Below are 23297 nucleotides of genomic sequence, written 5' to 3' on the forward strand. Positions count from 1 at the left end.
GTCACAATATCTTTTTTGAATTTCATTTCATGTGTGATAAATTTCACTGTCTCAATATCTTAATCAGCCTACAATGTATTTAACAACAAGATAACTTGTTAGATTCTAAAGGGGTGGAAGAAGATGAATGATTTTGTAAGATCCTTTTATTCAAAAACAAGCATGTATGCTTTTTTCGTAGTATTAGTATTAATTTTTACAATGTGGGTTGGAACGAAGGGCTTTGTAAAGATAGATATGATGTTGTTTGGGTATTTTATTTCTTCAATAGTATTTGCTATCGGAATTACGGTTCGGACATGTTCATGGCTTATTAGACCAGCCACACATCAAGTGTTTAAACGCACACTTCAAAATTTAAAGAAACGTAAGAGACAGAAGCGTAATGTAAAGGCTATTACAAAGACATTAGTAGATAATATTATTCTTCAAAAATTTATTTTCAAGCGTGGTCTTTATCGTGGCATTCAACACTGGTTAGTAGCTTGGGGCTGTATTGGTTCATTCGGGTTTACATTTGGTTTAACTTTTGGGTGGATTCATTTTGCTTTAATAGATGCACAAACATATGCAGTTGTTGCAATGGGTGTTCAAGTAATGACAATGCATCCTGATGGATTCATAGCTCATATCATGTACAACATTTTAAATATTACAGCACTAATGGTATTAGGTGGCGTAACGATGATGATGATTCGTCGTGCGAGAGATAAAAATGTACAAGTAGGTCAGCGTTTTGAATTCGATTTATTCCCACTTTATGTGTTATTAGCAGTAACAGTAACAGGATTATTATTAACTGTTTCATATAAATTTTTAGGTGGATTTATTCATCCTTATCTATCATTGATTCATCAAATAACAGTCGTAATTTTCTTAGTTTACTTCCCATTTGGAAAGCTATTCCATTTACCTATTCGTCCATTGGCAGTTTCAGTACCGATGAACTATCAAGAAGTGATCCAAGTTGATACAAGAGCATGTAAGAAATGTGGAACGAATTATAGTAGTGATGACCAAATAGAAGATGTAAAAGGAATTCTTGGAGTTCAAAACTTTGATTTACAACTTGAAGATGGCTCATATCTAGCAGACTATTGTCCGTCATGTCGTCGTAGAATGCGTGTGATGAGTCAATTAAACTTAGAAAATCCAATGGGTAACCCATTCGGTCCAATTCAAACAAATAACGGAATTCATGTACCAGGGTTTAGTCAAAAACGTTCTGAAGAATTTTACAATAAGAGTGAATCTAAGGAGGAGAAATAAATGACTCAATTTCTACAAAAAGAAGGGACGAAAAACCTTCAACATCCAGGTGAAAAGCTAATTAGTACACATTGCTGTTATTGTGGGATGCAGTGTGGAATGCATATACGTTTAAATGAAAAAACGGGGAAAGTAGTAGGGGTAGAGCCTCGATACGATTGGCCTGTAACGTTAGGGAAGATGTGTCCTAAAGGAGTTACAGCTTACCAAACAATTGACCATGATGAAAGAATTACAAAGCCTTTAATTAAGAAGAATGGTCAGTTTGTAGAAGCTACTTGGAATGAAGCACTAGATTTAATTGAAACAAATTATAAAAAGCTGCAATCTGAACATGGTATGGACGCTATTGGAGTGTTCGGTGGCGTATCAATGACAAATGAAAAATGTTATTTAGTTGGTAAATATGCACGTGCTGTTTTAGGTACACGCTATGTTGATTATAACGGTCGTTTTTGTATGAGTTCTGCAGCAGGTGGTTTTATGCAAACACTTGGTACAGACCGAGGTTCGACATTACCATGGCCTGAGCTAGAGCATACGGATTGCTTCTTTATGGCTGGTTCAAACACAGCTGAGTGTCATCCGACGACAATTCAATGGTTATGGAAAGCACGTGACAAAGGGGCAAAAATGATTGTTTGTGACCCTCGTGAAACACCAACAGCACGTATTGCAGATGTTCATTTAGATTTACGCCCAGGTACAGATGATGTACTTGCGAGTGGAATGTTACATCTATTAATAAAAGAAGGCTATGTAGATGAAGCGTATGTTGCAGAGCGCTGTAACAATTACGAAGAATTAAAAGTAGCGGTTGAGAAATTCACACTAGAATATACGTCAGTTTACACAGGTGTATCAGAAGAAAAATTACTGAAAGCAGCTCATATCTTTGGTCGTTCGCCTCGTTCAGTTGTAATGTTTGCACGTGGAATTGAACAGCAATCAAAGGGTGTAGATAACGTTCGTTTATATACGTCAATGGCTTTATTACGTGGACAAATTGGAAAATTCGCATCAGGTGTTGCGACATTTACGGGACAAGCAAACGGACAAGGTGGACGTGAGCATGGTCAAAAAGCCGATGCATTACCAGGCTACCGAAAAATTGATGACCCTGCTGCTCGTAAATATATTTCAGATGTATGGGGAATTGACGAGAAAGATATGCCACAAGCTGGTGTATCAGCATATGAAATGTTTGATGAAATTGAAGCAGGTCGTATTCGTGGAATGCATGTAATGTGTAGTAACCCGGCTGTTTCAGCACCAAACCTACAACATATTTGGAATGGATTTAATAAATTAGACTTTTTAGTCGTAAGTGACTTCTTCATGTCAGAAACAGCAGAGTTTGCTGATGTTATCCTTCCTGCTTCTTCATGGGCAGAAGATGAAGGAACAACAACGAATTTAGAAGGACGTGTAATCCGAATTCGTAAAGTGAAAGACCCGATCGGTGAGTCAAAAACAGATTGGCAAATTATGAAGGTAATAGCTGAACGTATGGGTAAAGGACATCTTATGAACTACAATAACCCACATGAAATTTTCGAAGAGTTCCGTGTAGCAACTAAGGGTGGTAAAGCCGATTATTACGGAATTACTTGGGAACGAATTGATAAAGAAGATGGTGTGTTCTGGCCATGTCCATCAGAGGACCATCCAGGTACACCAACAATGTTTAAAGAAAAATTTGGCCATCCAGATGGGAAAGCAAATTTACCAATTGTTAACTACCGTGATTCAGATGAAGTCCCAACTGAAGAATTTCCGCTTTATTTAACAACAGGTCGTGTTGTATTCCATTTCTTATCTGGTTCACAAACGAGAAGAACAGAGTTCTTAATGCAACAATGTCCAGTACCTTATGTGGAGATGCACCCTGCTCTTGCTAGTCAGTATGGATTTAGTAATGGAGAAACAATAAAGTTAACGACGAAGCGTGGAAGTATGGTACTTGAAACTCGTTTAACGAAAGCAATTCGTGAAGATACAGTCTTCGTTCCATATCACTGGGGTAAAGATCTAGCAGTTAATGTTCTAACAAACCCAGCATTAGATCCAGTATCGAGAATGCCAGAGTTTAAAGTATGTTCGGTCAAAATGGCAAAAGCATAATAAGGGGAGTGTAAATCCATGAATAAAGTAATGTATTTGGAATTTGAACGTTGTATTGGTTGTCGTGCATGTCAAGCTGCATGTCGTGAGTGTGGAGGACATGATGCAAAGGAGCGTAACTATGTTGAGTATGTAGACTTTATGGAAAGCAGACAAACGTTCCCAATGCTTTGTATGCAATGTAAAGATCCCGCATGTGCACGAGTTTGTCCAGCTAACGCAATTCAAATTACAAAAGAGGGCGTCGTATTATCAGCAATGGAAGAAAAATGTATTGGCTGTAGAAATTGTACTTTTGGTTGTCCTTTCGGTATACCGAAGTTTGATTTTGAAGAGAATAAAATGTATAAATGTGACATGTGTTATGACCGTACGCAATATGACATTTCACCAATGTGTGCATCAGTATGTCCAAGTGATGCGATTCGTTTTATTGATTTTGATGAGATGCAAGCATTACGTCGTCGTAGAACGCAAATGAACTTAATTGAAGGTAAGAAACCATCTGAACAAGATAAATGGAAATACGTACCGGAGTTCTTCGGAGTATATTCTGATTAATTAAAACGGCTGTAAGTACGTGAATGTAGAGGAGAGAATAGCTGACTAGAGTTCGTCTTTCCTCTAAAAGCTTCCATTCATATAACTGGGAGGGATTATTATGACAGATAAGAAAAAGCTCGGACGGAATAAAAAAGATACTAATGATGATATGATAAATCTTGTTGATAATTTAAACCGTGATGATGATACTAAGTATAATCGTCGTGCATTTTTAAAGACGGCAGTAGGGACTTCTGTTGCACTCGGGTTTGCAACAGTACCGTTTTCGTTACGTGCTATGCTTGGCTTTGCAGATGAAGAGTTTGATGCCTATGAAATTGCGAAAGTCAATGATGTACCTGCAGGGAGCTCAGCAACTTTTTATTACCCAACAGATAGTGACCCCGCATTATTAGTTCATACGAAATCAGGGGAGTGGGTTGCTTATAACAGTGCATGTACACATTTAATGTGCCCTGTATTTTATGAAGAGGAAAAAGAAATATTATTATGTCCTTGTCATAATGCATACTTTAACTTAAATGGACATCCTGAAATGGGTCCACCACAACGAGAGTTACCGAAGATTTTAATAGAAGTGAAAAATGGTACTGTTTATGCAGTAGGAAGGGAATATCGTCATGGGTAAGAAAACTTGCTGGATAATCATTTTTCTTACGATTGCAGTTAATGTTGTTATGTTGCAATGGACAATTGAGGCTTATTTAGGTAGAGAATATGAAATTATGTACACTTACACAGTTGTTGGAGTTGTCTCAGCTATTATTGCATTTGTGACATTTTTACAATGGCGAAAACTTGAATATAAAGACTAGGTTAAGCAGGGAACAGGCAAAGTTAAATGTCTGCAACCCTGTTTTTTTTATTATATCTAGATAAAATTTCATGGTTGTTGAAAGTATTTCTGAGAAGAGCAATGGCTGCGCACACTACACGTCTAGCAAGAAGAACCCGCTTGTTGCTAGACTCAAAACAAAGTAGTGGCTTCGCTCATTGCTTCATATAAAACGCTCCGCATTTTATTATATGAATAAAACGTGAACATCCTCAATAATGTGAGAAATTTCACATCGTAAAAGACTAGTATGCTTTATTCTAATAGTAACTTCTTAAGAAGAGTTAAATTAACTAACTAAGAAATATTACTGGAGGAATAAATTATGGCTAGAATTACGAAATGGGAGCCGGAAAACGAACAGTTTTGGGAGTCGGAAGGAAAGAAACATGCGAGTCGAAATTTATGGATTTCAATTCCTGCTTTATTTTTAGCATTTGCAGTTTGGCAAATATGGTCGGTTGTAGCAGTTAACTTAAATGATGTGGGCTTTAACTTTACGTCTGGAGAGCTATTTACTCTTGCAGCGCTTCCGGGCTTAACAGGTGCAACACTTCGTCTTATATATACATTTGTAGTCCCTATTTTTGGAGGGAAGAACTGGACAATCATTAGTACAGCGTCCTTATTAATCCCTTCGATTGGTATTGGTTATGCAGTACAAAATCCAGAAACTTCATTTATGACAATGGCAATTTTAGCAGCACTTTGTGGATTAGGTGGAGGTAACTTTGCTTCATCAATGGCGAACATTAGCTTCTTCTATCCGAAAAAAGCAAAAGGTACAGCGTTAGGACTTAATGCAGGTATTGGTAATCTTGGTGTAAGTGCTGTTCAATTTATCGCACCTTTAATTGTAACTGTTGGGGTATTTGGCGCAGTTGCTGGAGCACCACAACAAGTAGCAGATGGTACAAATATTTGGATTCAAAATGCGGGGTTTGTATGGGTAATTCCGATTGTATTGACTGTTATTGCAGCAATCTTTGGAATGGATAATCTACCTGGTACAAAGGCTTCAGTTAAAGAGCAAGCAGTAATCTTCAGAAACAAACATACGTGGATTATGACATGGTTATATGTTATGTGTTTTGGCTCATTCATTGGATATGCAGCAGCATTTCCGCTATTAATTCGTACAGAGTTTCCAGAAGTAAATGCAATGCAATATGCATTCTTAGGACCTTTAGTAGGGGCATTAATTCGTCCTGTTGGAGGATGGATTTCAGATAAAATCGGTGGAGCAATTGTTACATTTTGGGATATTGTTTTGATGATTGCCGCAACAATTGGGGTTATTTACTTCTATAATGCAGGCAACTTCACAGGGTTTCTAATCATGTTCATGGTTTTATTTGTAACAACAGGGATTGCAAATGGTTCAACATTCCGTATGATTCCGTTTATCTTCCCAGTAAAAGAAGCAGCTCCAGTCCTTGGCTTCACATCAGCAATTGGTGCATATGGGGCTTTCGTAATTCCGAAAATGTTTGGTTGGTCAATTGAAACAACAGGTGTAGCAAACACAGCTCTTTATATCTTTATTGCGTACTATGTAATTAGTTTGTTAATTACTTGGTATTATTATTCTAGAAAAAATGCAGAAGTTAAGTGTTAGAACTAATAAGATAATCGGCTGTCACCAAAAGAGTTTGGGGATAGAAGAGCACTAAAATGTGAAAAACTTTTCAGTGCTCTCGCTGATAGCCAAGCTCTTATAAATTATATGGTATGTTGTAGTGGTTCCTAGTTGGAGGGAAGAAAAGTGACAGCGAAAGAAATTTTTCAATATAAAAACCCTAGAATAAAAATGCTTCATTTAACATGGATTGCTTTTTTCATCTCGTTCTTCGCTTGGTTTAATATGGCACCATTGGCTGGGACAATGGTTCATTCTCTAGGTTGGTTAACAATGGATCATATTGCAGCATTAGCGATACTAAATGTTGCATTGACAATTCCAGCACGGATTCTTATTGGGATGCTTCTAGATAAATTTGGTCCAAGACGAGTATTTTCAATTCTGTTAATTGTTATGGCGATCCCAACATTTATGTTTGCTTTCGGTAACACGTGGATGCAATTATTTATTTCAAGATTATTAATTAGTTGTATTGGAGCAAGCTTTGTCGTTGGTATTCGAATGGTTGCTGAGTGGTTTCCACCAAAGAGTGTAGGTTTTGCTGAAGGATTCTATGCTGGCTGGGGGAACTTCGGTTCTGCAGCCGCTGCAATGCTATTACCTTGGTTTGCACTAACTTTAATAGGCGGAGATGATGGTTGGCGATATGCGATTGCATTCAGTGGTGTAGCCTGTGTTATTTACGGAATTATTTACTGGTTCGTTGTAACAGATACACCAGAAGGCAAAGAATATCAGCGTCCACGTAAGGTAGCTGCAATGGAAGTCAGCACATACGGGGATATGATTCAGCTTATCATTTGGACTGTACCACTGGTCGGTGCATTAGGATTACTTTCTTGGAGATTGAAAAATTTAGGCTTTATTTCAGAGCAAGCATTAAACTTTATTTATGTCGCTCTTACAATTGCACTTATTTATCAAATCATCCAAATTCTTAGTGTGAATTTGCCGATTTTGCGTGCCGGTGTTCCAGAGGATGATAAATATAAATTTAGAAATGTAGCAGCATTAAATACAACCTATTTTGCTAATTTTGGTGCAGAGTTAGCAATTGTCTCAATGCTTCCTTTATTCTTTTTAACAACTTTCTCACTGTCAGCAACAGCAGCAGGTTTGATTGCCGCATCTTTTGCTTTTGTAAACTTGTTTGCTAGGCCATTAGGTGGGTATTTATCAGATAAAATGACTAGTCGCAAAAAGGTTATGCTGATGTATATGTTTGGGATTAGTATAGGTTTGTTTGGCATGGGGCTTATCAATTCAGAATGGCCTCTTGTTTTAGCTATTGCTATGACTGTTCTTACCTCTCTATTTATTCAAGGAGCCGAAGGTGCTACCTTTGCAGTGATTCCTTTAATTAAGAAGAGAATCACTGGACAAATTTCTGGGATGGCAGGTGCTTATGGAAACGTTGGAGCAGTGGTCTACTTAACATTATTCACTCTTGTTACTCCTCAAACATTCTTCTTTATCCTCGCAGGAGGAGCATTTGTAAGTTTTCTCTTTTGTCTACTCTTCTTAGAAGAACCAAAGGGCTCTCATGGTGAGGAATATGTACTTTCCTCTGTAGATAAGGAAATAGCCTAAGACTTTGAAGTTTTATATGGTTCATTCTAATGTTGTTATTAGAGTGAACCTTTTATTACATAAATATAGTGAAAATGGTGATAAAAAACCAAGTTTATTTTTTGCTATTGTGTTAAAGTAAATTTACTTGGTTATTTTTACTCTGTTGATGTAGGAAATCACGGTTATACTATGTACAGAGACATTGAGTAATTACTCTATTAATTGGTGGGATTATATGGATAAAAAGCATCTTGAAATGAAACGTTTCTTTAGTGAATTATCTGAAGATAATAAGTCACTACTTTTAGAACGTGGTACACCTATTCAAGTTAAGGCAGGCACAGTTTTATTTGTTGAAGGGGACGAATCAGAGTTTGTTTATTTAGTTCGCTCTGGTAAGGTTAGCCTTAGTAAAATGACTACAGATGGTAAAGAATTTGTCGTTCACTTAAAACAGAAGGATGAGCTTGTCGGTGAAGTAGGTCTCTTTAATGAAATGTGTATAAGTGTAACTGCTAAGGTGGTTGAGGATGCTGATTTATTTCGTTTTGAACGTAGTAAGCTAGAAGACCTGTTCGCTGAGAATGGTGAAATTGCAGTAGCGTTTATGAAGTGGTTTTCACGTCATACTCAGTCAACACAAGCGAAGTTTAAGGATTTACTTTTATGTGGAAAAACAGGCGCTCTTTACTCAATGTTAATTAGATTTTGTAATTCCTACGGTGTAGAAGTAAAAGAAGGAATTAGAATTGAAGTAAACTTAACTAATCAAGACCTTGCAAATTTCATCGGGACAACAAGGGAAAGCGTTAATAGAATGTTAAATGATCTAAAAAAATTAGACGTTTTAGATAAAGTAGAAGGTTATATAATTATAAAAAAATTGGAATTTTTAAAGGAATATTTACACTGTGGAGATTGTCCAGTAGAAATTTGTACAATATAACAAAAGAGGCTTTCATCCATATATATGGTGAAGCCTCTTTTGTTTAAAAGTATTCGCCTGTTGTTTTAACTGTTAGGTGTGTGCCGTCATATGTTTGTTCACCAGATGCTGTTAGTAGGGTTACTTTATGCACATTAAAATCAATACCTTCCTTTAATGAATATCCTAGTAACAAACCAGTACCGAGTTCATTTTGATTATCGTATACTGCGACTTTTTGCCCTTCCATTGACTTATGCTTTGCCTCTAATATAAACCTTCGCCACTCTCCAAATCTTTTTATAATATAGGCTGATTCACCATCATCTAGATAGCCTACGAAAGCTTTAGAATCATCGATAAGACCATTTTTGCAATGTGCCCCTATTTGTTGGATAACGAGATTAATTTGCTCTAATTGTTCAAACTCGAGTTCATTTGAAAAGATTATCGTGAACATTTGCTCTTTTTTGTAATTAGTAACAGTGAAGTCTCCCTTAGGGTGGAGAGGAATGATATATGTATCATTCTCGACCTTCGTAGCAATACTTTCTAGATAGGTTATTGCTTCTTCTGCGCTTATATATGTAATATTTACTTTTAACAAAGACAGTCCTCCTTACAAAATTGTTGTTGCCTCTAGTATGTACCCATTGTGTTCATTTCTAAACTGTGATGCGTATCACATCGTAAACCAGCTTTCTTCGGTAAACTTAGTATATACCAAAGGAGAAAGGAAGATCACAATGAATATAAAGTGGTTTATCCCTCGGGAACATGGTGCATGGGCAATGCTGATTGTTCCTTTATTGCTCGGTACTTTTATTAGTAACCCTTCTTTTACTCACCTTTACTTTATTATTGGAGTATTAAGCCTGTACTTTGGCACTGGTCCTCTTTTAGCTTATATAAGGAAACCTAGACTAGGAAAAACAGTACTCCCATCATTTATGATTTATACAATTTGCGGGTTGATTTTTCTTGTTCCAGTATTGTACAAGCATCCATTTCTACTTTTATTCTCTTTTGCCATTATCCCTCTATTTTTTGTCAACATATTATTTGCTAGAAAAAGAAATGAACGGTCGTTTAGTAATGATTTAGTAGCTATTCTAGCATTATCATTTTTGGTACCTATGACATATTATATTGGAAATAATGCTATGACTTCTGAGGCATTGATTTTAATGTCATTAAACTTTGCTTTTTTTATTGGAAGTGTTTTTCATGTGAAGACATTTATTCGTGAGAAAGATAATAAGAAGTTTCTAAGGCTTTCAAATGGATACCATGGAGCAACTGTCATTATCCCTTTTTTAATAGGCTATCCTATTTTTGCTTTAGCATTTGCCTTTAGTACGATTAAGACATGGGTGATGCCCAAAGGATTAAAGATAAAACCAATTACTCTAGGACTAGTTGAACTAACGAATAGTATATTCTTCGTGTTAGTCATTTTGTTATTTAGGACGTGAAATATTGTATGAGACAAGTGTATTGATGCGGAAAGTAATCATTATATTGATACTTAAGAATATAAATAATTAGAAAGAGTGGAATTACGTTGAAGTCTAAGCTCTTAACTACCAATCATGATTCTTTTTTGGAGAATAATTGATGAAATGATCCAATAAGAGAGATTGTTAGGATGCGAGGCGATATTATGTCGGTGAAAAAGCGGTATTTTTGCATTGATGGAGAATGGGGAATCGTCCACCTACCAGAAAAACCAAACGGCTTTGCGGTATTTATATTGGGGGATATTAATCATTTTGTAAATAAGAAAACGAGTTTCTGGGTTCAACATCCGGACAGAAAGAAGTATATTGAGAAATTAAGGGATAAAGGATATACCGTTTTTCTCTCTAATTTATATGGTAGAAATTGGGGTAGTAAAAAAGCTGTACAATTGGCTGAGCACGTCTATCATGTTGTTATGAAAAAAGAAATACTTAATAGCAAAATTCATCTTGTTGCAGAAGGTATGGGGGCATTAGTTGCGATTAATTTGATAAAAAAATTGGATAATATACGTTCGGTAGTTTTTATAAATCCATGTTTACATTTGTATCATTATTATGACAAAGAAAAAAGGAATAAGTTGTTCTTTAAACGTTTCTGCCATGAACTATCATTGGCTCATCAAATTGATGAGGAGTTTATTGAAGAATTGTTATTGAAGCAAAAGAATACATGGGCGAGTACAAAACACATGCCAATCCATATTATTCATGAAACGAGTCATAAAAGGTATAGCATGGATGAGCATAGTAAACAGTTTGAGCATCATCGTAAAAAGATAGGCGATCCAATTACACTTACGATTTATCTACCTGGAAAGCCGTTTTCAAAGTATGCGAAACCAACCTATACATTTTTTCAAAAATACGAAAAAGAGTTATAGATATAGGTCAATCATAATATGCATTTCAGAAAAACCGGCAAAATCGGATACCTTGATTTTGGGGAGGTGACTTTTTGAAAAAGGTTGTCGTAACGGGAGTATTAGGATTTATAGGGCATCAACTATGCATGAGCTTGTTAGAAGAAGGTTATAAAGTATATGGAGTAGATGGAGTGGAGCTCGCAGAAAATAAATTAGCTGAGCACAAGCTTGATTTAATTGGGAGAAACTCCAATTTCAAATTTATTAATAAAAAAATTGAGGATGTTGACTTTAAAAATTTACTAAAGGGTATAGATATTGTCTATCATCTAGCCGCATCTACAAACTCCGATAATCAGTGGCAGAACTTACGAACGACAATTGAACACAATGTTCGAGCAACACAGCGAATCATTTCCGCTTGTCCTAAAAAAACAAGGTTTATTTATTCTTCAACTGTTCAGGTATATGGAGATAGACCAGGAGTCATTACAGAAAATGCACCAACGAATCCAACAACTGCTTATGGATTAACGAAAATGACAGGTGAATCTATTATTTTACAAGAGAAAAAGAAGAAGGATATGAATGTAGTTATTTTAAGATTACCGACTGTCTACGGACCGTGGCAACGTGAGGATATGACGTACTACCATCTATTAAAAGGAACCATAGAAAAAACACCTGTGACTGATGTTTGTATTGACCGTACTACTTTGGATGTTGTTTATATTTCTGATGTAGTAGATGCATTTCTACTTGCAGGTACCACTAAAGAAACGAATGAAACTTATAATATTACAAGTAGGAAAAAACACCAATGGCATAAAGGGAAACAAATCCTCACTAATTTTGATTATAAACCATCGATCAATGAAAGGCTTGAATCCTCATTGTCAGGTGAAAAAGCAAAAGAGCGGCTAGGATTTGTTCCTAAAGTATCTTTAGAAGAAGGATTAAAGAATCAGGAAGAACATATGAGAAAATGGATTCCTTTGTTAAAAGAATAAATTTCTCTGATGTGGTTGGCTTTTTGCTTTAATTATTTTACAATGAAAGGATAAACAAATCACATCGGAGGACAATGTGTGGAAGCAAAGTCAGTCATTATCGGAGTTGTTATTTTTGCAATCGTGACAGTAGGCTTATTCATAATGTTAAATATTGTATTAAGGTTAGGAGAAACAATATCTGTTATTGTTGCGATCGTAGTAGGAGCAATTGCAGAAATTATTTATAGGAGAAAAAAGAACTCATAAGCCCAAGTTTTAGGGCTTACGAGTTCTCTTTTTTGTTTTGATGCCTATATTGTTTTCATAAAAGAATTTTCGAAAAACTTTAATTCTGGGTATTTTTCTTGTGCAGTTCGCATTTGGTAGTCATTTTCAAATAAAGCAACAATTCGTCCGTCTCTATCAGTAACTAAACTTCGTTGCATTCGCTTAAAACGTTCTAATTCTTTTTCATCACCATCAATCCAACGTGCATTAGAAAAAGGCATTCTTTCTAGCTGGATATCAACGTGATATTCATTTTTTAAACGATACTCTAATACTTCAAATTGTAGTACACCTACAACTCCAACTATTTGTTGTTCAATTACTTTATTGTATGTTTTAAATAGCTGAATAGCCCCTTCTTCAGTTAACTGCTTAATCCCTTTTTCAAAGGATTTATGCTTTAGAGCCTCTTTTACTGTAATAGCAGAAAAGTACTCGGGAGAGAAGTGTGGCATCTCATCAAACTCAAAAGTTTCTCCTTCTGCAAGAGTGTCACCAATTCTAAATGTACCTGGATCAAATAATCCAATGATATCACCTGCGTAAGCTTCATCAATAATATTTCTACTTTGAGCTAGAAATTGAGTAGGCTGTGCTAGCTTGATTGGCTTATTAATACGGACATGCTTTACTGACATCCCTCTTTTAAATGAACCTGATGTAATACGTAGGAATGCTATTCTATCTCTATGGGCTGGATTCATATTTGCTTGGATTTTAAAGATAAACCCTGAGAACTCTTCTTTTTCTAATGGATTAATAATTCCGTTGTTACTTTCACGTGGAGTAGGACTTGGAGACATTTCAAGGTAGTGCTCTAGGAATGTTTGAACACCAAAATTTGAAATGGCACTACCGAAGAACACAGGAGTGAGCTCTCCACTTTTAATCCGTTCCCCGTCATATTCATCACCAGCAACATCAAGTAACTCAATTTCTTCTCTAAATTGAGAGACTAAGCTTTCATCTCCAATGATCTCGTCAATTTTAGGGTCATCTGGTCCTGAAACAGAAATTACATCTATATCATTTGGATTATCAGGATTGTATAGCTCTAGTTTTTTTCGATGACGGTCATAAACACCAGAGAATGAAAGCCCCATACCTATTGGCCAATTCATTGGATAAGAACGTATTCCAAGAAGATTTTCCTGTTCCTCTAATAAATCAAATGGATCTCGACCTTGACGATCGAGTTTGTTAATAAATGTAAAAATAGGAATCCCTCTCATTTTACATACTTTGAATAGCTTCTTAGTTTGTGCCTCTACACCTTTTGCGGCATCAATTAGCATCGTTGCTGAATCGGCAGCTGTTAATGTGCGATATGTGTCTTCACTGAAATCTTCGTGGCCGGGTGTATCTAAAATATTTACGTGGTAGCCATCGTATTGAAACTCAAGTACAGAACTTGTAACAGAGATTCCACGTTGTTTTTCTATTTCCATCCAATCACTTACTGCGTGCTTGGAATTTTTTTTTCCTTTTACCGAACCGGCTTCACGAATTGCTCCACCAAATAATAACAGTTTTTCTGTTAAAGTTGTTTTCCCTGCATCGGGGTGAGAGATAATCGCAAACGTTCGTCTCGATAGAACTTCCTTTTGATAAGAATTCATAATATTCCTCTTTCTTAATAAATAATAATTTCTTTACTAGTACGTGCATAGAGTAAAAGAGATGTACCTTTGTAAGAGCTTTATCTATTATAGCAAGGATAAAGGTAAACTTCCATCAAGCATTCTAAGCAGTGACCTGTACTTTCAGAATTAAAAGATGGAGGGGATTGTGACCTTGTCTAGAATATATTTAGTGGAGTAATAACTTAAGTTCAATAAGCTACTAAATATATTGTTGAGGAAAAAAAGTCAAATTTCTATTATACTAGTAGAGTATGTCTTGAACGATTAAGTAAGGGAGTGTCTTTTCATGCAACAGAAATTTATTATATTCATCCTAATCATGCTCATGTTAGCTATAAGTGGATGCTCTAGTTCAACTCAAAACCAAATCCAACGAGTAGGCTTATTATTAGAAGATACGATAGATGATCAAGGCTGGAATAGTCAAGGATATCAAGGACTATTACAAATTCAGTCAAGTCTAGGTGTCGATGTGTTTTTTAAAGAGGATATCAATACATATGAAAAGGCAAAGGATGCTGTAATCAAGTTTGATAATGAAGGAGTAAACTTGATTTTTGGTCATGGTCGCATTTTTGCAACATTCTTTAGTGAGTTAAATGAAGATTATCCAGATATTCATTTTGTTACCTTTAATGGTGAAGTGGAAGGTGAAAACATGACTAGCCTTCATTTTGAAAGTCATGCGATGGGATTTTTCGGTGGGATGGTAGCAGCTGAAATGTCAGAAACTAAAACAATTGGAGTAATTGCTGCGTTCCCTTGGCAACCTGAAGTAGATGGATTTGTTGAAGGGGCAACATATCAGGAGCAACAAATAGAGGTACTAACGGATTTTGTTGAAGATTGGACGGATACGGATAAAGCAATTTCGATTTATGAACAGATGGTCATGGATGGTGTTGATGTTTTTTATCCTGCTGGAGATGGCTATCATGTACCATTAGTAGAAAAAATTAAAGATAAAGGTCTTTATGCAATCGGATTTGTTAGTGACCAATCAGACTTAGGTGAGTCTACAGTATTAACAAGTACAGTGCAAAATGTAGAGACTCTCTATCAACTAGTAGCAAATAAGTTTGTTAATGGTGAGCTAGATGTTGGTAATCTATTCTTTGATTTTCAAGACGATGTCATAACACTAGGAGAATTTAGTTCTGTAGTGCCTATAGAATTTCAAGAACGAGTAGATCAATCAATTGAACAATATAAAGAAGATGGAAAACTTCCAAATCAAAGGTAGAAATTTTACACTATTTGCATAAATAATAAAACCATTGTATTCTTTTTAGAGGTTGTTCTCGAATATTCTTTTAGAAAAGTTAATGGGGTGAAACGATGAATTCAGAAAATAACATGAAGTTTATGCAAATTGGAATGAAGTATATGCCAGAAGCGAAAGCTTTTTTTGATGAAAAAGGTATTGAGCTTAACATGGAAGACCTTCAACCAATGTTAGAGTTACTTTTAAAGGTAATGTCTGACGCATATGAGTTAGGAAAAGAAGAAAGTACTAATGAATAATAACTTGAAGCCGACTACAAAGCAGTAGTCGGTCTTTTTTTATCATAAGTATGCTTTGGAGAGGACTAAGTCGACTTTACTAATTGTACAGGCGCATTCGTCTAGTTATATTCATAATATAAGTAGTGAAGTCACTTTAAATTTAAAGGAGTTTTGCTTCATGTATTACCATCCTCAATATATGCATAGACAGCACCAACAGCATCAACATCACCACGGACATCACGGACATCACGGACATCACGGACATCACGGACATCACGGGCATAGTGGTCAATCAGTACTACCGTTCTTAGCCGGTCTTGCTGTAAGTCCATTTTTATTTGGTGGCTTAGGTGGTGGAGGTTATGTGCCAGGACAACAATACGGTCCAGGAGGCTATGCACCTGGCCAATATGGTCCGGGAGGCTATGCACCTGGTCAATATGGTCCAGGAGGATACGGTCCAGGAGGTTATGTACCAGAGCAATATGATTCAGGTGGCTATACTCCAGGACAATATGGTCCAGGAGGCTTTCCTTTTGGTCAATAATAGTAGAGAAGAGACTGACACATTTTTCATGTCGGTCTCTTTGTTGATTTCAAATGTGGAAACATTTGCTTTGGATTCGCGCTTATTTTAAACTTTTTTAGTGATCTTCTAAACTGATGATTTTCTTTAGAATTTGAAAAGATATTAGCTTGCAAGGTTGATTACTCTTTTGGTTTATTATTTTCTTTAGACTCATTTGTATTAGTATTGAAGGATTGTAACATCGTTAATAACGGTGCTAGTTTATTAATTGATGGGCCAACTTTCTGAGCGAAAGACATAATTTGTTCAATTTGAGGAATTATTGATTCTAGATTCACGTTAGGAACACTATTATTAGTAGTAGAAACATTACTCTGAGTATTTACTTCTTCTTTATTTACTTCTTCTTTATATTCATCGATTTCCTGTTCGTTATTAGGTTCCTTAGGGATTTCTTGTTCAGTTGGCTGCTGTCTAGGTGGACCAAACATTAGGTCATTAAAAAAGTTATGGCTTTGTTCTTGACGTTGCTCGTTGTTGCTATTCATTAATTGCTACCTCCCTATTACAATCGTTACTATAAAAATATGAAACAAAAGTAAAATCGGTGTGAATATAAAAGCCCGTTTCCTGATAACAACTATATAGTCCAAATATAGACAAGTTAAAAAAAATACTTTAAAATTGGTATCAGGTCTTAATAATTAGTGGTAACTTATTGTTTTAGTAGATGGTTGGTTAAAAACAAACCTATAAAGAAATATTTTGTAGATGTAGATATGATTTGACATGAGGAGGGCTATGATGAGTAAAGCAGGAATTTTAGGTATGGGGAGCTATCTAGGTGAAAATGTTATTACAAATAAAGACTTTGAAGAACGCTTAGATACGTCAGATGAATGGATTCGTACTAGAACAGGTATTGAAGAACGTAGATTTGCTAGCGATGAAGTAGATTCTTCTCATATGGCTTATGAATCTGCTAAAGAAGCATTAGAACAAGCTGAAGTTACAGCGGAAGAGCTGGATTTAATTATCGTTGCGACTGTTACTCCTGATATGCCATTTCCATCAGTTTCAGCGCTTATTCAAGAACGATTGGGAGCAAAACAATCTGCTGCAATGGATGTAAGTGCTGCGTGTGCTGGATTTATATATGGAATCGTAACGGCCCAACAATTTATAGAAAATGGTGTATATAAGAATATCTTAGTTGTAGGTGTTGAAAAGCTCTCGAAAATTACGGACATGGAAGATAGAAATACTGCTGTTCTGTTTGGGGACGGTGCTGGAGCAGCAGTGGTTGGCCCTGTTTCAGAAGGTAAAGGAATTTTATCATTCGAATTAGGTGCTGATGGTACTGGTGCAATGCACATTAATCAGGCTGATGGATTCTTACGTATGAATGGACGAGAAGTATTTAAATTTGCTGTTCGACAAATGGGTGAATCTGCAATTAATGTGATTGAAAAAGCAGGTTTGACGAAAGAGGACGTAGATTTTCTTGTTCCGCACCAAGCAAATATTCGTATTATGGAAGCGTCTAGAGAAAGATTAGAATTACCTGCTGAAAAAATGTCAACAACAGTACGCCGTTTCGGTAACACATCTTCTTCTTCTATTCCTATAGCTATGGTAGAAGAGATAAAAAATGGTAAAATTAAAGATGGTGATGTTGTCGTACTTGTAGGCTTTGGAGCTGGTTTAGTGTGGGGAGCAGTCGCACTACGCTGGGGACGATAAATTGACGTTGAATATATAATCTTAGAATAGATAGGTAAAGGAGAGAGCCTTATGAAGCAAAATAGAGTAGTAATAACAGGACTTGGAGCTGTAACTCCACTTGGTGTCGATACTGATTCTTCTTGGCAGGGTGCTATTGCAGGGGAGTCAGGAATTGGACCATTAACAAGAGTTGATTCATCAATGTTCCCTATGAAAGTGTCAGGTGAAGTTAGTAGTGATTTTGATATTACAAAGTATGTAGAGAAAAAAGAAGCAAGAAAGATGGACAGGTTTACACATTTTGCTGTAGCCGCATCTCTAATGGCTGTTGAAGATGCTAAGCTAGAAATTACAGAAGAAATCGCTCCTCGTACAGGAGTATGGATTGGTTCAGGTATTGGTGGAATGGAAACTTTTGAGCAACAATTCCGTACATTTGAGCAAAAAGGATATCGTCGTGTTAGTCCATTTTTTGTTCCAATGTTAATTCCTGATATGGCTTCAGGGCAAGTATCAATTATTACTGGAGCAAAAGGGATAAACTCTTGTTCTGTGACAGCATGTGCATCAGGGACAAACTCAATTGGAGATGCGTTTAAGGTTATTCAACGAGGAGATGCTGATGTCATGATTACTGGTGGCGCAGAAGCACCTATTACAGATATGGCAGTTGCAGGTTTCTGTTCAGCTAAGGCTGTTTCAACTAGTGAAGACCCTAATAATGCTTCTCGTCCGTTTGACTTAAACCGGGATGGATTTGTAATGGGTGAAGGTGCAGGGATTTTAATTCTTGAGTCCTTAGACCATGCAGTAAGTAGAGGTGCACGTATCTATGCAGAAATTGTGGGATACGGTGCAACTGGTGATGCATATCATGTTACTGCTCCAGCTCCAGAGGGAGAAGGTGGAGTACGTGCAATGAAACAGGCAATTGAAGATGCAGGCTTAGCACCTGAAGAAATCGATTATATGAATGCACATGGTACAAGTACTCCGTATAATGATAAATACGAAACAATGGCAATTAAAACGGTGTTTGGCGAACATGCGAAAAAGTTAGCAGTAAGTTCTACAAAGTCAATGACTGGACATTTACTAGGTGCAGCAGGTGCAGTAGAAGCCGTTTTTACAACGAAGGCAATTGTAGAAGGGATTATTCCTCCAACAATTAACTATCAGACACCAGACCCTGACTGCGATTTAGATTATGTTCCAAATGAAGCTCGCAAACAAGAAGTTAGAGTTGCGTTAAGTAATTCATTAGGCTTTGGCGGTCATAATGCAACAATTGTGATAAAAAAATACGAAGCATAAAAAATTAATGAGGTTGAGACACACGGCTGGGACAAAAGGTCAAAAACGGACCTTTTGTCCTAGTCTCTTTTATTCGGTGGGAGGATGTATATATGATACAAGCATATAACATAAAGTCTATTAACGTTGCAAAGCCAATGGTAATGGTATATAAGGGAAGTGAAATCGAAACAGCAATAAATAAAAAGCCTATAGAAGGTCCAGTATATTTATCCTCACAAAACCTCGAAGGTGACGGTCAAGGAGATTTAGTTCACCATGGTGGTGAAGATAAAGCGATTTGTGTGTATTCATATGATCATTATTCTTTCTGGGAAGATGCTATCGGAAAGTCAATTGGTGAAGCTGCCTTTGGTGAAAACATCACTGTTGAAGGGCTATACGAAAAGGACATCTTTATCGGGGATATATTTGAACTAGGAGAAGCAGTTATACAAGTAAGCCAACCACGAGAACCTTGCTCTAAAATAGGAATGAAGCATAACAGAAGTGAATTTGCTAAAGACATTCTAGCAAAAGGTTTCACAGGATTTTATTGTCGTGTTTTAAAAGAAGGAATTGTCTCGAAAGAAAACAAATTGTTATTAAGCGAAAGAAATAATCACAAAGTTACTATTGAATTTGCAAATAACATTATGTTTCATAATACTGAAGACAAAGAAGCTCTTACTAAATTACTTAGTGTATCTGAGCTTTCAAATAATTGGCGAGAAACTTTACAAAAACGATTATAATTGAAAAATAAGCCCCGAATGGATTATTCGGGGCTTATTTCAGCTTTCTTTTTGCTTGTTTTTCTTTTCATCTTCTTCATTTGATACATACGTTGATGATTTTTCTTGTAGATTAAAGAATTCATGTAGTGCTTGCTTATTCTTTTCCATATCAAGTTCTAAAACAGAACCAGCGTGAGAATATCGACTATCACGATAACCGTTTTCTACTGGTATCGTTAATGTTTCAACTTCGCTAACTGGATTTAAAATGAAATCTCTACCAATATTTAAAACTTTCCCAGTTGTTATATTAGTATCTACATAAGGTTCAATGGAGCCAATTAATCTCGGTAAACGAGTAATGCCACTTATTGATAAAAGTTCATCTTTTAGGATGTTTAATACTTCTTGTTGTCGTCTAACGCGACCAAAATCATTTTCGTTATCGCTACGGAATCGTACATATTTTAATGCATCTTTTCCAACAAGAGTTTGTTCACCTGGATGGAAATTAATTTCCATATCGGCGTAACTGTCGCGATAATACATTCGATTCTGTATGTCAACTTCAATTCCATTTGGTGCTAGTACATCAACAACTTGTACAAATCCATCGAAATTAACCATTGCATAATAATGTAAATCAATATCGAAATTTTCTTTAATTGTCTTTCTGAGTAGTTCAGGACCGCCAAAGAAAAATGATGAATTAATTTTATTGTCGCGGTAACCTGGAATTGTAACATAGCTATCGCGCATGATTGAGGCGAGCTTTGCTGTACCTTCTTTTCCATTATACTGAGCGATCATGATTGTATCAGTTCTAGCTCTTTCTCCTTCATCAGCATCAATTCCAACTAATAAAATGTTAATGTATTCATCTTTTTCTTCATCAGAGTTAAACTCGATAGGAATTACCTCGATGTCTTCATTTGTTTCCTCTGCAGTGCTCTCTCCTGATATTTTAGTGGATGACTCCGTTCTTCCAATATCATACTGGATTGCTCCATAAGCAGCAGATACAACTAAGAATAATGAAAACACTGATAGTACTATAAATAACTTTTTCTTTTTATATCGTTTCTGTCGTTTCTTTCGCTCCAATCGAGATTTCATATAGATTTTAACCTCCCAACACATACATCTCCGATTATAGCAGAAAATAAGTCACAATATGATGTGGAATTTAATTTTTTTCTAAAAACCGACAAAATATTCGAATTGAAAAGAAATTGATGCTATTATTATTCGGTGTAACAATAGAGACTATGAGTAATTTTAAAAATTGTTTTACAGTAGGAGGATTACTATGGGAGTATTAGAATTGTATAAGCAAAAGATAAAAGCAACTGCTTTAGAAGCAATTCAAATCATTGACTCGAAGGATGATATAATTGTTCCATTAGCAGTTGGTGAGCCCGGTGCTTTGTTAGATGCTTTACCTTCTCATAATGGATTAAATGGAAATAGATTATTTCAAATGTTATCACTGCGTCCAGTCATAAATATTGAAAGTGAACGTTTAAAAATTGTATCAATGTTTTTAAATAAAGATGAACGACGAGCATTTTATAATGATGAGATCGATTTATTACCTAATCATTTCTCTGACTTACCAGACATGATTAGAGAAATTACTGAAAACAGAGTAATAATGATAATGGTAGCTCCTATGGACGAAGCAGGATTCTTCTCATTTGGAACTAATAGTGATTATGTTAGTACGCTATTACATGATGCAAAAGCGATTATCCTTCAAGTGAATGAACATATGCCTAAAACGTTTGGAGATAATAAAGTTCATATTAATGATGTAACAGCAATAGTGGAAGAGAGTTCGCCTCTAAACGAAACACCAGAAATTCCTTTACGTGAGGATGATATTACTATTGGTAAGATGGTTGCTGATTTAATTGAAGATGGAGATACGTTACAAATAGGTTTTGGTGCAATTCCAAATGCAATTATGAACTTTTTAACAGAGCATAAGGATTTAACTATATTTACAGAGATGATTCCTGATAAAGTTGTTGATTTATTTGAAAGCGGTGCAATAACTAACAGTAAAAACCCTTTAATGCCTGGTAAAATGACAGCTACGTTCGCATACGGTACTCGACGTTTATATGATTTTCTAGATAGGAATGATCAGGTACGAATGCTTTCAGTAGATAAAACTAATGATGTAAGAAATATTTCTCAAATAGAAAAGCTAGTCACAATTAATGCAACAATAGAAGTTGATTTTCTAGGTCAATGTAATTCAGAATCGATTGGTGGCAGATACTATTCATCTTCAGGTGGACAAGGGGACTTTGGAATAGGTGCGAGAATGTCGAAAAAAGGTAAAGGGGTTATTTGCTTACATTCGACAGCTAAAGATGGCACCATTTCAAAAATTGTTCCAACACTTGCTACGGGTTCGGTTGTAACAACATCTAAAAATGATGTGGATTATGTTGTAACGGAATATGGTGTAGCTAAATTACGAGGACGAACAATTCGGGAAAGAACAGAAGCCTTAATTAATGTAGCACATCCAAAATTTAGAGATGAACTTAGAGAAGAAGCAAAGAAACTAGGGTATACTTCCTCAATAAAGGTCACAAATAATATATAAAATCAAAGTATCGTTTTCCTTTATCAGGGAGCGATGCTTTTTTTGAGTAATAAGTTAATTGGTTAATCTGAAAGTACTAAAAGTAAAAACACAAATTTTTTTCTTGAAAAATCATGTAACTTTTCTGACGTATACAAAAGTATTATTTTTTTGAATAAAGTGAAAAAATCTACAAATATTGTAAAAAAATATTGACTATTTACACTGTATTTATATACAATACCTTTAACAGCTTAGAGCGTACAAAATAGTTATTAAATAAAGGGGTTAATTAAATAGGATGAATCGTTCACGTTCGTTTACTACCGAAACGTCAAATGTTGCAAATTCTAGGTCGGCTTATCGTTTTCAAGACCGTACATTTTCTACTAATGTTGAGATGGTTGAAGTACTTCTACATGAAGCGAATGAGAGAATCATTAAGATTGATATTGGAGAATATGAGAACAATAGATTAAATCGTAATTATGCAGTGTGGAGACTTAATAATTTACAGAAAAATGTTAGTGAATCATTCTTTATCGGTTATAAGTCTACATATAATTCTCTATGGAGCCAATTGTATCGGTTAGAGCATTTAAGTGGAGATGGACATCCTTATATTGATTATATTAGGAAAAAATTAGGTAACAAAAGCTGAGCCA

At 35.7% G+C, this 23297-nt stretch carries 24 protein-coding genes; 20 read left to right on the plus strand and 4 right to left on the minus strand.

What is annotated here, in order from left to right; all coding sequences use genetic code 11:
- The first annotated feature begins 123 nt into the window (after window positions 1-123).
- From CD003_RS00795 to CD003_RS00830, 8 genes are all read left to right on the plus strand, one after another.
- Window positions 124-1269, plus strand: a complete 1146-nt coding sequence (locus CD003_RS00795) for an MFS transporter (protein ID WP_096198994.1) — start codon at window positions 124-126, stop codon at window positions 1267-1269.
- Entirely contained in the window at window positions 1270-3393 is a 2124-nt protein-coding gene (locus tag CD003_RS00800; RefSeq protein WP_096198995.1) for a molybdopterin oxidoreductase family protein, read from the plus strand.
- A gap of 18 nt (window positions 3394-3411) precedes the next feature.
- Window positions 3412-3954 (plus strand): 4Fe-4S dicluster domain-containing protein, encoded by a 543-nt coding sequence (locus CD003_RS00805; RefSeq protein ID WP_096198996.1) that lies wholly within the window; start codon window positions 3412-3414, stop codon window positions 3952-3954.
- A gap of 100 nt (window positions 3955-4054) precedes the next feature.
- Window positions 4055-4585 carry a ubiquinol-cytochrome c reductase iron-sulfur subunit gene (locus CD003_RS00810; RefSeq protein ID WP_096198997.1) on the plus strand — a complete coding sequence of 177 codons (531 nt, stop codon included), beginning with the start codon at window positions 4055-4057 and terminating at the stop codon, window positions 4583-4585.
- Window positions 4578-4772 carry a hypothetical protein gene (locus CD003_RS00815; protein WP_096198998.1) on the plus strand — a complete coding sequence of 65 codons (195 nt, stop codon included), beginning with the start codon at window positions 4578-4580 and terminating at the stop codon, window positions 4770-4772. Before CD003_RS00810 ends, CD003_RS00815 begins: the two co-directional genes overlap by 8 nt.
- A 345-nt stretch (window positions 4773-5117) precedes the next feature.
- Entirely contained in the window at window positions 5118-6410 is a 1293-nt protein-coding gene (locus CD003_RS00820) for a NarK family nitrate/nitrite MFS transporter (RefSeq protein ID WP_096198999.1), read from the plus strand.
- A gap of 147 nt (window positions 6411-6557) precedes the next feature.
- Window positions 6558-8024, plus strand: a complete 1467-nt coding sequence (locus tag CD003_RS00825) for an MFS transporter (RefSeq protein ID WP_096199000.1) — start codon at window positions 6558-6560, stop codon at window positions 8022-8024.
- Between the two features lie 217 nt (window positions 8025-8241).
- Window positions 8242-8952 (plus strand): Crp/Fnr family transcriptional regulator, encoded by a 711-nt coding sequence (locus tag CD003_RS00830; RefSeq protein ID WP_096199001.1) that lies wholly within the window; start codon window positions 8242-8244, stop codon window positions 8950-8952.
- A 43-nt stretch (window positions 8953-8995) separates the two neighbouring features.
- Here the strand turns inward: CD003_RS00830 and CD003_RS00835 are convergent, their stop codons facing one another.
- The gene (locus CD003_RS00835; RefSeq protein ID WP_096199002.1) at window positions 8996-9538 is read right to left on the minus strand and encodes a hypothetical protein; all 543 of its coding nucleotides are present in this window, start codon (window positions 9536-9538) and stop codon (window positions 8996-8998) included.
- 139 nt (window positions 9539-9677) lie between these two features.
- Here CD003_RS00835 and CD003_RS00840 point away from each other — a divergent pair, with 139 nt between their 5' ends.
- The 4 genes from CD003_RS00840 (at window position 9678) to CD003_RS21615 (ending at window position 12576) form a co-directional block, all read left to right on the plus strand.
- On the plus strand, window positions 9678-10406 hold the full coding sequence (locus tag CD003_RS00840) for a YwiC-like family protein (RefSeq protein ID WP_179295378.1): 729 nt from the start codon (window positions 9678-9680) through the stop codon (window positions 10404-10406).
- 188 nt (window positions 10407-10594) lie between these two features.
- Entirely contained in the window at window positions 10595-11335 is a 741-nt protein-coding gene (locus CD003_RS00845) for an alpha/beta hydrolase (protein ID WP_142302820.1), read from the plus strand.
- A gap of 74 nt (window positions 11336-11409) precedes the next feature.
- Window positions 11410-12327 carry an NAD-dependent epimerase/dehydratase family protein gene (locus CD003_RS00850; RefSeq protein WP_096199005.1) on the plus strand — a complete coding sequence of 306 codons (918 nt, stop codon included), beginning with the start codon at window positions 11410-11412 and terminating at the stop codon, window positions 12325-12327.
- Window positions 12328-12405: 78 nt separating this feature from the next.
- The gene (locus tag CD003_RS21615; protein ID WP_179295379.1) at window positions 12406-12576 is read left to right on the plus strand and encodes a hypothetical protein; all 171 of its coding nucleotides are present in this window, start codon (window positions 12406-12408) and stop codon (window positions 12574-12576) included.
- Window positions 12577-12620: 44 nt separating this feature from the next.
- Here the strand turns inward: CD003_RS21615 and CD003_RS00855 are convergent, their stop codons facing one another.
- Window positions 12621-14216: a peptide chain release factor 3 gene (locus CD003_RS00855; RefSeq protein ID WP_096199006.1), complete on the minus strand. Its 1596-nt coding sequence runs from the start codon at window positions 14214-14216 to the stop codon at window positions 12621-12623.
- 310 nt (window positions 14217-14526) lie between these two features.
- On the opposite strand from CD003_RS00855, the gene CD003_RS00860 reads away from it, so the two are divergent.
- From CD003_RS00860 to CD003_RS00870, 3 genes are all read left to right on the plus strand, one after another.
- Complete coding sequence (locus CD003_RS00860; RefSeq protein WP_096199007.1) at window positions 14527-15483, plus strand: BMP family ABC transporter substrate-binding protein; 957 nt, start codon at window positions 14527-14529, stop codon at window positions 15481-15483.
- A gap of 95 nt (window positions 15484-15578) precedes the next feature.
- The gene (locus CD003_RS00865; protein WP_096199008.1) at window positions 15579-15764 is read left to right on the plus strand and encodes a ComZ family protein; all 186 of its coding nucleotides are present in this window, start codon (window positions 15579-15581) and stop codon (window positions 15762-15764) included.
- A 160-nt stretch (window positions 15765-15924) separates the two neighbouring features.
- Complete coding sequence (locus CD003_RS00870) at window positions 15925-16296, plus strand: hypothetical protein (RefSeq protein ID WP_179295380.1); 372 nt, start codon at window positions 15925-15927, stop codon at window positions 16294-16296.
- A 161-nt stretch (window positions 16297-16457) separates the two neighbouring features.
- Here the strand turns inward: CD003_RS00870 and CD003_RS00875 are convergent, their stop codons facing one another.
- Complete coding sequence (locus tag CD003_RS00875) at window positions 16458-16826, minus strand: hypothetical protein (RefSeq protein ID WP_096199009.1); 369 nt, start codon at window positions 16824-16826, stop codon at window positions 16458-16460.
- A 256-nt stretch (window positions 16827-17082) separates the two neighbouring features.
- Between CD003_RS00875 and CD003_RS00880 the strand changes: the two genes are divergently transcribed.
- From CD003_RS00880 to CD003_RS00890, 3 genes are all read left to right on the plus strand, one after another.
- Window positions 17083-18021 carry a beta-ketoacyl-ACP synthase III gene (locus CD003_RS00880; RefSeq protein WP_096199010.1) on the plus strand — a complete coding sequence of 313 codons (939 nt, stop codon included), beginning with the start codon at window positions 17083-17085 and terminating at the stop codon, window positions 18019-18021.
- 51 nt (window positions 18022-18072) lie between these two features.
- The gene (gene fabF, locus CD003_RS00885) at window positions 18073-19317 is read left to right on the plus strand and encodes a beta-ketoacyl-ACP synthase II (RefSeq protein ID WP_096199011.1); all 1245 of its coding nucleotides are present in this window, start codon (window positions 18073-18075) and stop codon (window positions 19315-19317) included.
- A 92-nt stretch (window positions 19318-19409) separates the two neighbouring features.
- Complete coding sequence (locus CD003_RS00890) at window positions 19410-20051, plus strand: MOSC domain-containing protein (RefSeq protein ID WP_257008128.1); 642 nt, start codon at window positions 19410-19412, stop codon at window positions 20049-20051.
- A gap of 39 nt (window positions 20052-20090) precedes the next feature.
- On the opposite strand, the gene CD003_RS00895 is transcribed toward CD003_RS00890, so the two are convergent.
- The gene (locus CD003_RS00895; protein ID WP_096199012.1) at window positions 20091-21149 is read right to left on the minus strand and encodes an LCP family protein; all 1059 of its coding nucleotides are present in this window, start codon (window positions 21147-21149) and stop codon (window positions 20091-20093) included.
- Between the two features lie 193 nt (window positions 21150-21342).
- On the opposite strand from CD003_RS00895, the gene CD003_RS00900 reads away from it, so the two are divergent.
- The gene (locus tag CD003_RS00900) at window positions 21343-22653 is read left to right on the plus strand and encodes an acetyl-CoA hydrolase/transferase family protein (protein WP_096199013.1); all 1311 of its coding nucleotides are present in this window, start codon (window positions 21343-21345) and stop codon (window positions 22651-22653) included.
- Between the two features lie 280 nt (window positions 22654-22933).
- On the plus strand, window positions 22934-23293 hold the full coding sequence (locus CD003_RS00905; RefSeq protein WP_096199014.1) for a hypothetical protein: 360 nt from the start codon (window positions 22934-22936) through the stop codon (window positions 23291-23293).
- Window positions 23294-23297: the final 4 nt, after the last annotated feature.

The sequence above is a fragment of the Bacillus sp. FJAT-45350 genome, from assembly GCF_002335805.1.
Classification (GTDB): Bacteria; Bacillota; Bacilli; order Bacillales; family NISU01; genus FJAT-45350.